Origin of the sequence: Pedobacter changchengzhani (assembly GCF_004354365.1) — a bacterium.
GTDB lineage: Bacteria > Bacteroidota > Bacteroidia > Sphingobacteriales > Sphingobacteriaceae > Pedobacter > Pedobacter changchengzhani.
In genome coordinates this window covers 365,900-378,464 of record NZ_SJCY01000003.1, presented here as the reverse complement: position 1 = coordinate 378,464, position 12,565 = coordinate 365,900, and the positions used below count along the sequence as shown (strand labels likewise).

Below are 12,565 nucleotides of genomic sequence, written 5' to 3'. Positions count from 1 at the left end.
ATGATAAATAAAGAAATAATTGCCAAAAAACCGAAATTGTATATGCTTCTATTGGGATCTAAAGCGCCAAATAGAAACGTAGAACAACACGATTACTTTTTTGGAATTGCCAATTCGTTAAAAGAACTGATTCCTGAAATTAAAGCGTTTTGGCCAGAAGCAGGAAAAAGCATCCATGTTGATGGTTGGCGAGAAGTTAAAAAAGTAGATGGATTTGAGGTAACTGTTGTTGACAAGACCGAAGATTTACCGCAAACGGATAACAAACTTTACTTTATAAATTTAGGCGGCTACCAAGCTGATAAACTTGAAGAACAGCATTATATTGTTTTAACAGTGAAAGCAGAACGTGCTTTGGCTATTCATCATGCTAAAAAAACAATCTTTTTTAAAAAGAATTTTATAGCCGGAGCCAATTCTCATATTGATGAAAAGTATGGTGTTGACGTTGATGATATTTATAAAATTGATGATATTTTAAGCCAAGAGACTAAAGAAAAATATCAAATTAAAATTACTCCAAACGCTAATTTAAGAGAGGATGAGATTCATTTAGGGTATTTTAAATTAGATAAACTTTGATAAACGTTTATTATGTCCTTTTTACCACTTTAACATGAATGACCATTTCAACTTAGACCGTTTTGTTATTGCGCAACAAACAAATTATCAAACTGCTTTAACAGAAGTTAAAAATGGCAAAAAGGAGAGCCATTGGATGTGGTATATTTTTCCGCAGATCTCCGGATTGGGTCGAAGTAACCATGCCGTTTTGTACGCAATCCGGAATTTAGATGAAGCAATTGCATACCTTAATCATCCAATTTTAGGTAAAAGATTGCTTGAAATTACAAACGCGCTACTGGCACTAAACGAAATACATCCCTCTGAGATTTTTGGAAGTCTGGATAACGAAAAGCTTAAATCTAGCATGACTTTATTTGCAAAAACACCTTATGCAGATGCTGTTTTTACCAAGGTTTTAGCAAAATTTTATAAAGGCGAAATGGATAAGAAAACCGTTGAAATTTTAAATAGAAGGAATTAAAAATCCAGTAAAAAAAGAAACGGGAATAAGGCCGAAACCAGATCCCCGTTATCTAAATTAACGCTCTCACAACAAAGATAGGTTTTACCCTTGCAATGGCAACAAGTTAACATATCTTTTACAATAGCATTAGAAATTAATGACATTAACCATTGCTTACTCCTCCAATTCTATCCAAACCGGAACATGGTCGCTTGTTTTTTCCCAACCTCTAACATGTCTATCTGTACCGGCCGCTAAAAGTTTGCTTTTTAAATCGGGGCTTAGCAAGAAGTGGTCTATTCTTAAACCTGCATCTCTGCCATACGCATTTCTAAAATAATCGTAGAAAGTATAAATCTTTTCGGTTGGATATAATTGTCTAATGGCATCAATCCATCCTAAAGAAATTAGTTTACCAAAAGCTTCTCTGGTTTCTGGTCTAAATAAAGCATCATTTACCCAGCGTTCTGGTTTGTAAACATCCAACTCTGTTGGCATCACATTAAAATCGCCAATTAAAATTGTGGGTAAGTTGTAAGATAGTAATTGACTAGAATGAACAGCCAAACGCTCAAACCAACTCAATTTATAATCGAATTTTGGCCCTGGGCAAGGATTGCCGTTTGGTAAATACAAGCAACCAATAATTACCCCATTAATTTGTGCTTCAATATATCTACTCTGAACATCCTCATCATCACCGGGAAGCCCGCGCCTTGTTTCTTTAATTTCTAAATTTCGGGCAAGAATGGCTACACCGTTCCAACTTTTCTGCCCAAGCCAAATTGCGTTATAGCCAACATCAATCAAAGCTTGCTCCGGAAATTTCTCCTGCGGTGCTTTCAATTCTTGCAAACACACTACATCTGGCTTAGTTTCTGCTAACCACTTAATTAAAACTGGCAAACGCCCGTTAACGCCATTTACGTTATAAGTTGCAATTTTCATAAAATTATGCTTTGGCGTAAAGTTAATCATAACAAAAAATTTGAGCAAAAAAAAATCCCGAAAATGTTCGGGATTTCTTATTCTCAGCATATAATGCTTATTTCATACTGTCGTGAATTGCAGTAATCGCTTTTAAATGACCATCTACAACTGGTACAGTTTTACCAGCAAACACTTTAAGTTCTGGATCCATTCCGTCTTTAGCTTCATCCTGCATTAATTTTAAAGCAGATTTGTGCCCATCAACCATAGTTTCAACGTATTCTTTATCAAAGTCCATTCCTGATTTTTTAGCCAATTCATCCATCTTTTTTTGGTGATCAGCATCTACCATTGTTGGTAAAGTGATATTTTTTGTTTTGGCAATTACCATCAGCTCTTCATTTGCTTTTCCATGGTCGGTAACCATCATTGTAGCAAACGCCTTAATTTTTGCATTGGTAGATTTTTCTAATGCCAATTTCGCCATTGCAACTTCTGCCATACCACCAACCGCAGCTGATGTTGCAAATTTTGCATCGCCCTCTGGTACCGCGATACCACCAGTTGCTTTAACATTTGTTGTTGTATCTTTAGCCAGGTTCATACTATCAGCCATACCTTTTGCATCTTTATTCTGACTGTTACATCCTTGAAAAGCAAAAGCGGCCGCTGTAATGGCCATTCCATAAATTAACTTTTTCATAATATTATTTTTTGTTGTTTGTTTAAGAACACACGATATTAATTTATGTTTTCTTTTTTAAATTGTGGTACAATTACATAAAAGTCAATTACTTAATCTTCGGCCTTTTTGTTTTATTTAGTAAATGTTTCGTCATGTTACCACTTTCGGGGTTAGCAATATACCCAAATCTAGGTCATTAATAATTTCATCACTTCGGGATTTCAATTTTATTATACCTTTTAATAGTAATTTTTCGCCCCATTTTTAAAACGGATAGAATTATTATAAATTCTGACTCAGTCTATACCTTTCTCAAGCCCGTAGGGCTAACATTATATATAAAAAACAATGCGCTCAATAATTTAATCCTGAAGGGGTGGTATTGTTCAAATTAAACGAGATCAGCTTTCGCCGTAGTATTCAATCTCAATTTTCTCTCAAAAAAGCTAAATATCAATTCTTGAGTACTGAACTTATTGATTAAAAAATAATTCACCGTTGAGAATTTGAATTTTATCATACATTTTACAATAATCAACCATTATTTTTCTAACTTCCTCGCATTAACACAAAAAACATGGAAGAAATTAGATGGGGGATTATTGGTTGTGGCGATGTAACCGAAATGAAAAGCGGCCCTGCTTTTAATAAAGTGCCACATTCTAAACTGATTGCGGTAATGCGACGAGATGGAGTAAAAGCTGAGAACTATGCTAAACGACATGGTGTGCCCAAATGGTATGACGATGCGATCGCACTAATTAATGACGCAGAAGTTAATGCAATTTATATTGCCACACCTCCTTTACAACATGAAGAATACACCAAAATGGCATTAGAAGCGGGCAAACCTGTTTATGTAGAAAAACCAATGACTTTGGATGCAAACGCGGCTAAACGGATGATTGAAGTTGCAACTCGAACGAACGTAAAATTGAGTATTGCGCATTATCGCAGAGCACAACCTGTGTTTATAAAAGTAAAAGAATTATTAGCAGAAAATATTATTGGAGATGTTCGCTTTATCGACATGAAAATGCGACAAAGCATAAACCCTGCGCTCATTGCAAAACCTGAAGACAATTGGAGGATAAATCCAGCAATTTCTGGCGGAGGATTATTTCATGACCTTGCCCCTCATCAACTAGATTTAATGGGTTATTTTTTCGGTGCGATTAAAAAGGCGAACGGTATGGCAACTAAACAGCAAAAAAATACTTTAGCTGATGATCTCGTTGTAGGCAATATTTTATTTGAAAATGGAATTGTTTTTAATGGAACTTGGTGCTTTTCTAGCTCTGAAAAAGATGAAATTGATAATTGCACTATTTATGGATCAAAAGGAAATATCAGTTTTCCAATTTTTGGTAGTAAAATTCAAACTACAATTGATGGAATCGAAAAAGAATACGTTTTTGAGTCTTTAAAACACGTACAACAACCTATGATTGAACAAGTAGTAAATTTCTTTCTAGGACATGGAGAAAATCCTTGTAGTGGAGAAGAAGCTTTAATTACCATGGAGCTGTTGGATAGGTTTACTGGGAAATAGAAGTGTTCAGAATTGCATTTGAACGATCAATTTTATGAGCTGATCGAAAATTAAATGTTGCTTCGAAAATCTGAAATCCGTTTTGGGTTTTCGTTACCGTAAAATAATTTTATTAGACGGTTTGTTTAAGTTAGAAAAATTTTTGAAATCGATCGGATAGCTTTAGAATTAGCACAACAACCAGCACAAAAACATTAACAATCAAAATTTATTGATAATTATTTGCGCCTTAAGTTGTTAGGCTATGAAGTTGAATGAAAGAGCACTGATGCTTTACAATTTAGGCTAAATCAATTTCAGCACAAATTATTAACACTCAAACCTTATCAACCAAAAAAAATTAATTACTCGAAAACTCAACAATACCTGATTGCAACTTCATACGAGTTGCCAATATATGTTCGCATGGTCCTTTTTTCATTTTATTAGCCTGAAAAAAAGCACAATCACAAAATCCATCAATTAGTCGCTGATCTTTATCAATGAGTGCTAGCGTGGTAAAAGTTTCACTTTTCCCTTTCACTTTACCCTTTATTTCTAAAACATCATTTTTTATGAGCGTAGTAATTTTTACCCGATCTTCTTGCAAATAAGCTGTGGCGATTTTTTCCTGTTCGCTACTAAAACGTAGTGTAGCAAAATCCAAAGGCTCCTGGCTTAGTTCCCTTAAACGATACACACCTTTTTTCAAATCGTATATTACTCTTCCAGCCTGTGTGTACGAAGTTAACGAAGACCCGATAACTGAGGTGCTCAGTCCTAATTTCTTTGCAAGATCGTCTGCAGATGCAAACCAAGTTTCTTTTAAACTATTAAATATTTTCTGTTTAGTTAACAAATCCACATTTCCACGAGGAGCCATTAAATCAAAATTTCCTGCCCTACTCCAGTCGTTAGTTGTCCAACCTGATAAACCAAGCGTGAAGGTCATATCTCCAAGATCTGCCATAAAAAACGATGGCAAACCAGATCCTAGAAGTGAAACTTTAAAGCTTTTAGCGATTGGGATCAATCGTTCGAGTATCATCAACCTTCGCCTGCCCCATATCCTGATGGTCTTATCTTCGTTGCCCATGTAAATGGAACGACTAAATGTTAACGTATCATACCAGGGCTCTATAACCAAACGAATCGGTTTTCCCGGCTCCAAAATGAAGCGCAAAGCACGAGGGCCGTTACTTTCTTTAAAACGCCGCAAATATTGGCAAAGGCTAAAAACATCCATTGGATGAAGTTCAAAAGTTGTAGCCGGCAATGTCATGGCGGTACTTACTTGTAAAAAACCCCTCACCCAAGAATCAGGTAGATCAATTTTTACTTCTTTATAAACCTCTTCGTTTGTTGTTTTTGTTTCAAATCCCGATGGATCTATCTTAAATACGGTGTCTTTGTAGCCTCTTATCTTTTGAAATTCTCCATACAATTCTGCAGAATAGTCGATGTTGGTTGTGCCACATTTAAAATCATCAATTTCTGTAAAAACATTGTAATTGCAACTCAATTTGCCGTACGAGGATTCATCTTGACTAAAACATTCAAAAAACAGTTCGTCGGGATGAACAGTAATTACTGGATCAAGCACAAACCATGCATCTTTGTCATTTTTATATAAATAATCAAAATATGTTAGTTTTGCTTTGTTAAAAGGACCAAGAACGCGGTCTTTTTCTTTATGAATTTGCTTTATTTCTGCACGCAGTTCTTCAATCCTTAGCCTAACTTCTTCAATTTGAAAACCGGCCATATATTCTCCTAGCCAAAGCATTTCTTGCTCGGCAGCCCATGCCTTATATTCAATCCTATCCTTCGGCTTATAACGAAGATCAGAAACAACTACATCATGTAGTGCAGATATGGCCTCTCGGAAAGCTATTTTCTTGTTAAGCTTGCCAACAAAAAATGTTGGGTCGCGAAATGTATCTGGCGCAAAATTCATTGCCGTTCCATTCAAATCATTACTGATGGAGGTATTTCCCCTGTATTTATAATTGAATAACATAGCTTTAATTTTTAATCATGAGGTGCATATCCACATTAGGATAAAGTTTTTTGATTCTCGTTAAAATATCTATGCAACTTGCCTTATCCTGTACCGTAGTTTGCGCAGATACATCATCCAAAATAGTTACTACCCAAATTGCAGTCTCCAAATTTTTCAATGATTCATTATATAAAAAACTAAATACTCTATCCTTCGCAACCCTGCCTCTATTTACACGGGTAAGTACTGAGCGAAAGTAAAATGTTAATTCCTGCAGTAAATCTGGATTTTCCTTAACATAAATTGAAAGATAATTACTTACAAATGCCTGCACATTTATACTTGGATGTTGGCTTAATTTTGTAAGATAATCTAAAGCATAATTTGAATCAAAGTATTTGGTAATCATCTCTTTTCCAAAACTTTCTACATCAGGCCTAATTGAGTCAACAATCCCAATGAGTATATCTGGATCCCAATCATCCTCCTTAAATTCGGTTCTGAAGAAGTTGAAAGCGAAAGCCCTGGTATCTTCCCATTTAGCATCTAAAAGATAAAGTGACTGATCCTTTTCGTCGTGAATACGTTCTAGATTTCCCTTAAAATAATTCCAACACCATTGTCGAATTGCCAAAATTTCATGACTACCAAAAGAAATAATCTGCCGTAATGAAAAACTTCCGGGATTATTAAATCCTTTTAAGATTTCGTAACCTGCTAAATGAGTGATCCTATATTGCGCATGTAGTAACTTGGTAATGTCTTTTGGAAACAAACCACTGTTCCAATACGGTTTTAAATCATTAAGTAAAAATTGACTAATTCGCACGTGAGCACCCTCAAACTTTTCCTTTCTCATTAAAGCATAAGCAAAGTAAGGAATAAGTTTATTGCCAATTTCTGTATTATGAATAAGTAACTTCTTAATCACTGCAAATACCTTTTCAGCTACATCATCATAATATACGTCTATCAAGTTGCATATAAAATCCAAATTCTTAGCAAGAAAACCATCTGGATATTGGTTTAATAATTCAATTCCGTTTTGCCTAACTTCTGCCAAATCATTATTTAAGAAAATCTCGGTTAAAGAAACTGGAATATCTGTAGGATCTACATTTTTAGCTTTAATCAATAAAATTTTACCCGCCAAAATTTTATTGGCATCTAATGCTGATGAAATTAATTGTTGAACAATTGTCCAGCTAATTTTTTCCATTTGACTTTCGGCAATACTATTTAGGCGAACAATGGCAGTTTTAGCTTTTAAATTATTTTCTATTGTGTTTTCAAAATGTAACATCTCGGTTATTGCTTTACCCAAAACCGCCTGTATCTTTTCTTCTGAGAAAGTATGTTTTTCTAAAGATTCATTGATCCAAAGATTGCTTTCACTTCGGGTATTGAAAATAAAGGATAAAACAAAATCAATATCATTAAAATAAAATACCGGATTATCATTTACCAAACATTGAGCCCAGTCTCTCGCCGATGCGCTATTGCTTCCATTTACTTCAGCAACAAATTGGCTAATTTGTACAAATTCGGTTTCTCTCTTTTTCAAAACCTCAAAACCGAATTGGTTTGGCAACTCGAAAATGCTATTCAAAAGCTGTAAAATTCCATGTTGATCAAATTGCTGGGCAATTTCTTCGTACTTTGGGTGCTCTTTAATCCTATTATAGGCAAAAAGATGTATGATATTCATCTGCGCCTGCATCAGCAATTGCACGTAAGCCTCAGGTCTAGCATCCCAAAGTTCAGGATATAACTCAAATCTGGTGAGCTCTACTTTTTTATGTTGTACTATTGGTTCAGGCTGGTATTCATTTTGGGGAACAAGATCTGCATCCAGATTCTTCTTGCCAAATAAGCTTTTAAAAATACTTTTAGCCGTATCAATCATGGATGAATTAGCCGTAACACTATCTGGTTGAACGGCAACGATAGGTACTTCTTCAGCCTGATTTGGCCTGTAATAATAATTATTACTGGTTACAGATCTACTACTTGTTATAAACTTTAAGTTTGGTTGCAACTTTCTATTGGGATCATTTCCAAATAATATTGTAGATAATAACAAGGATTCAGCGCATTCAGGATACTTGATCAGCAAGAAAGAATAACGTTTACTATCGTAGTCGTATCTTCCGTAATCGCTCAAAGGCTTTTCTTCGGCAATTGAGTAATCACTTTCGGTGTACTGGAGCAAAGTGTTTACCGCTAACCTCAAATATGAGCCATCATTATTAAATGCACCGGCATTTTTAAAGTGTTCTACAGCATTCTTTTGAAAGTAGTTTTTCGTAAAAGTTGAAAATGCCAACTTACTATCTTTTCTTTTAAGCTCAGAACCTACGCTAATGCTCTCATCTATAACTGTTAAATATCGCTTTGACGTAGAATCTAATGAAACTGTGCGCTTAAACATCGCTTTTTGCTTTTCAAAGCGATAAGATAGTATGGCTAATGTTTTCTCATCATTTCTTGATTGAGCAAGTTTATATATCGCCCGGATGTTTCGGAAGTACGGCGGTCTAAATTCCCAACTTTTAAGTGTATTATTTAAAATTGGTAAAAGTTGCGTATAAACCTTTGCTAAAACGTAGAGATTGGTAAAGTACTCAACATCCTTATCTATAGTGCTTTGCGAAAAATAATTACCGAGTAAGTTTAAGTCGTTCGTTTCGATGGCAAACCTAACCTCGGCTGGTAACTTTTCGAGCAAAATTTCTACTTTTTTAAGCTTTTCTTCTTCACTGCAAACACTTAAAAGACCTTCCCAAGCTAAATTTGTAATATGACTTTTTTGTTTGATGTTGTTGGCTATCGAATTAAACAGCGGTTCTGCAAGATCTGCTTTAAGTTTTATTAAAGCCCATAACGAACAATAAGTTTGCATTTCATCACCTCGCGTTGCTAGCTTAATAATAAATGGAATAGCCTCTTTAACATCTAAAACTCCAGCTTTCCATATTACACGACTGGTTTTCCATTCAGTTTTAAAACTATTTTTACCTACAACAGCATCCTGCAGGCGTTGCAAAATTGCGCCATTTACCGTACTAGGATCTACAGCCTCCAGCGAGGGAAGCTCCATAAACACCTCGGTTTCGGTTTGGTAGCCCTTTTTACGTTTTTCATTTTCCAAATCTGCAAAAAGCAAATCGGCTTTTTCTTTTGACAGCGCAACTGGAGTTTTTGTGCCCTCTTTTAATACCGCTCCTCTCCTTCCATACCTAAAATTAACTAGGAATTCATTTGGTGAAAGCTCGCAAATGTCAATTTCGTATACCTTGTCGGATTTCCCTTCCTTAAAAAATAATTTACTTTGTTGAATAAGTTTCATACTGAAAAAGGATTAAAGGATGTTCCACCAATCAAACTGTTTTGATGCAGTTTCTGGAGTTTCTAATTTCGATTTGGGAGGCTCGACTATTTCTTGCTTAGCCGTTTCAATTTTTACCTCTGCAGTTTCTTGCTCTACAATGGGGTAGCCAAATTTTGCCACAATATCTTTAAGTTGTAGCTTAAATTTAGCACCTTTCTCTGCATTTACCATGCTTATAAAATTGATGTATCCCTCAATTGCATTGATTAAATTTTTCGCTTTACCCCATTTTTGATTTTTCCATCCGTTGGTCTCAATGTTGTGCAATAAAGCTCGGAATTTTTGTAATTGAGATCGCTGAATATTCAGTTTTTCATTTACCACAATCCCTGTTACCTTTTGTAAAGCACCCTTTCTCATTATATGGGTTTTCTCGGGATGCAAGGTAAAACCCTCAGCTTCAATTAATTTTTTAACAAAAAAGAGCAGGCTAGCTATGTTTTTTTCATTTTCGTTAGAAGTTGAGAAACTTAAATCATCCGCATAGCGTGTATAAGTAAAGTTAAATTTTGATGCCAATCCTTGGATTTTTTTATCTAACCTATATGCAATGAGGTTACTAATAGCAGGACTTGCCGGCGAACCTTGAGGCAAAAATCGGTTGCCTTTTTGTACGTAATAAGATACGCCATCCATTTCTACAACCTCTGTTTCTGCATAGGTACAAATAAGTGCAAAAAGTGTGGCTAACTGTTCTGAATAGCCAAATTTATGGAATAGACCTTTTACACGTTTATAGTTTATAGTTGGAAAAAAATCTTTTAAATCCACATTAATTACGATATCAGTTGCAAGATGTGGCGTAGCATTAGTTACAATAGACCGATTTTTTATAAATCCATGCGCAACATCGTTAATTGAAATGTTATTTAAAACATGCTCTAAAACCCAAAGCTGAAGGGCTTTTAGGCGAGATTTTGGTGCGGATATTACTCGTTTTCCGCCAGATTTTTTAGGTATTTCGAAAGTATGATAATGATTTATCTTAGAAACTTTTCGTTGATAAAGCAGATAACGGAGTTCAGCTAGGCTTAAACCAATAGCAGAAGCCAAATCGGTAACCTGATCAAAAGCTGGCAAGTTTAATTTTTGAAGATTGAGCTTATCTGATTCTGTATGATTTAGTCCTGCAGATACGCCCTCACCTAAATAGATAATTTGTCTTTCTTGCGTTTCCTTCCACTTTTGGGCCTTATCTATACTTTTCTCTTTATTCCTATTTTTAGTTTCCGATCGTTTTTCCTTAGCCAATTTCATACGGGCTTTCCGCATTTCCTTAACCATCGCTTCCCGATCATTGTACTTTTTATCCTGCTCTAAAAGTTTTGTTAGTTCCTGCGTTGCAGTTGTTTCTTGTTTTATCAGCAACTCAGAAAGACTTGGTGTTTCTGAAGATTCCCAAAAACCAAGGCGCTGCATTTCTTCAAGAATATAACTTTCTTTAGACGTACTTCGAATCCGATCGTAGATTTGTTGTCGGCTAAGTTTTTCTTCCATTTGGCGCTTAATTAAGATTAAAAAGCCCTGTTTTATTACAAACAGGGCTTTAATTTAGAACCTTCGTATTTTCATAGGACTATATCAATCAACTCCAGAGAACACGTACTATACGTACGGTTAAACTCTTGGAGTACGGTACCGAAACCGTACGTATAGTACGTGTTCTCCCCATAAAGATTGCAGGTAGTGCCGTGTGTCAAATATTATTCATCGATGACGAAACATCATCATTTTCTTATTCAGAAAAGCAAGGTATTTACTAAATTAATTGCCAATATATAAATTAATTAATAAAATTAGGCAATTATTTAATGTGAAAATTTATTAAACCGTGTCTCGAATTATTTTAATAATCTCTCCTACATTTATCAATGGAAATTGAAACTAAATGGATGATTTTATTTTGCTGAAATTGATCATCAATTATAATGACTTTAGAAAAATCAATAAAAAATAAAATATAGATAGATTATTATTATTTTCCTCAACAATAATCAAAAACTGAGCATAAATTACGATGGAGCGTATAAAAAATGTGCTAATTTTTATTTAAAACAAAAAATACCGCTCTCAAATTAAATGAAAGCGGTATTTCGTACCCAAGAGGAGATTCGAACTCCCACACCCATACAGGCGCCAGCCCCTCAAGCTGGTGCGTCTACCAATTCCGCCACCTGGGTTTGTAAGCGCAAATATAATTTAATTTTGGATTTTTGATCAGATAATTACAACTCAATTTTTAAACCATCATAAGCAAGCCGAATGTTGGGTGGTAAAGTTTTTTCTACGTCTTTGTGCAAACCTAAAACATGACTAATGTGGGTTAAGTAAGTCATCTCCGCACCAACTTTTTCAGAAAATGCAATTGCTTCTTTTAATGTAAAATGAGAAATATGTGGCTCTATTTGTAAAGCATTAAGTACCAGCGTTTTTGTTCCTTTTATTTTTTCAAAAGAAGATTCTGGTACCGTTTTAGCATCGGTTATGTAAGTAAAATCACCAATTCTGTATCCAGTTATTGGCAACAAATGGTGCATAATTTCCAATGGGATAATTTCAGTTTCTCCGATATTAAATGGAGAACCATCAATGGTATGTATTTTAATTTGTGGTAAACCGTGATATTTTGTTTCCGAAAAAATATAACTAAATTCTCTCTTTAATGCACTTTGAACTCTTTCTGTAGCATAAATATCAATTACCTTATGCAATAAATAGTTAAATGGACGAATATCATCGAGGCCAGCAATATGATCTTTGTGTTCGTGCGTGTACATAACAGCATCCAAATCTTTTACCTTTTCTCGTAAAAGTTGGTAACGAAAATCAGGCCCGCTGTCAATCACAATTGTTTTATCTCCAGTTTCTATCAATACAGAAGTTCTCAATCTATTATCTTGAGGATTAGCAGATTGGCACACCTCGCACTGACAAGTAATAACTGGTACGCCCTGAGAGGTTCCGGTACCCAAAAAAGTAACCTTCATCTCCCAACC

At 35.0% G+C, this 12,565-nt stretch carries 9 protein-coding genes and 1 tRNA gene; 3 read left to right on the top strand and 7 right to left on the bottom strand.

Annotated elements, in window-relative coordinates; translation table 11 throughout:
- A complete protein-coding gene (locus tag EZJ43_RS06735) occupies positions 1 to 582 on the top strand; it encodes a DUF1543 domain-containing protein (protein ID WP_133261917.1) in 582 nt (193 codons plus the stop codon).
- Between the two features lie 34 nt (positions 583 to 616).
- Positions 617 to 1,048, top strand: a complete 432-nt coding sequence (locus tag EZJ43_RS06730) for a DUF1810 domain-containing protein (RefSeq protein WP_133261916.1) — start codon at positions 617 to 619, stop codon at positions 1,046 to 1,048.
- Positions 1,049 to 1,204: 156 nt separating this feature from the next.
- On the opposite strand, the gene xth is transcribed toward EZJ43_RS06730, so the two are convergent.
- Both xth and EZJ43_RS06720 read right to left on the bottom strand, forming a co-directional pair.
- Complete coding sequence (xth, locus tag EZJ43_RS06725) at positions 1,205 to 1,978, bottom strand: exodeoxyribonuclease III (protein WP_133262015.1); 774 nt, start codon at positions 1,976 to 1,978, stop codon at positions 1,205 to 1,207.
- A 97-nt stretch (positions 1,979 to 2,075) separates the two neighbouring features.
- A complete protein-coding gene (locus EZJ43_RS06720) occupies positions 2,076 to 2,663 on the bottom strand; it encodes a DUF4142 domain-containing protein (protein ID WP_133261915.1) in 588 nt (195 codons plus the stop codon).
- A gap of 559 nt (positions 2,664 to 3,222) precedes the next feature.
- On the opposite strand from EZJ43_RS06720, the gene EZJ43_RS06715 reads away from it, so the two are divergent.
- Positions 3,223 to 4,197: a Gfo/Idh/MocA family protein gene (locus EZJ43_RS06715; RefSeq protein WP_133261914.1), complete on the top strand. Its 975-nt coding sequence runs from the start codon at positions 3,223 to 3,225 to the stop codon at positions 4,195 to 4,197.
- A gap of 340 nt (positions 4,198 to 4,537) precedes the next feature.
- Here EZJ43_RS06715 and EZJ43_RS06710 read toward each other — a convergent pair whose 3' ends face one another.
- The 5 genes from EZJ43_RS06710 to EZJ43_RS06690 form a co-directional block, all read right to left on the bottom strand.
- A complete protein-coding gene (locus EZJ43_RS06710; RefSeq protein WP_133261913.1) occupies positions 4,538 to 6,196 on the bottom strand; it encodes an SWIM zinc finger family protein in 1,659 nt (552 codons plus the stop codon).
- Positions 6,197 to 6,200: 4 nt separating this feature from the next.
- Entirely contained in the window at positions 6,201 to 9,527 is a 3,327-nt protein-coding gene (locus tag EZJ43_RS06705; RefSeq protein WP_133261912.1) for a hypothetical protein, read from the bottom strand.
- 12 nt (positions 9,528 to 9,539) lie between these two features.
- Positions 9,540 to 11,066: a reverse transcriptase family protein gene (locus tag EZJ43_RS06700; protein ID WP_133261911.1), complete on the bottom strand. Its 1,527-nt coding sequence runs from the start codon at positions 11,064 to 11,066 to the stop codon at positions 9,540 to 9,542.
- 599 nt (positions 11,067 to 11,665) lie between these two features.
- Positions 11,666 to 11,749, bottom strand: a tRNA-Leu gene (locus EZJ43_RS06695).
- Between the two features lie 45 nt (positions 11,750 to 11,794).
- Positions 11,795 to 12,556, bottom strand: coding sequence for an MBL fold metallo-hydrolase (locus tag EZJ43_RS06690; RefSeq protein ID WP_133261910.1), 762 nt, complete (start codon positions 12,554 to 12,556; stop codon positions 11,795 to 11,797).
- Positions 12,557 to 12,565: the final 9 nt, after the last annotated feature.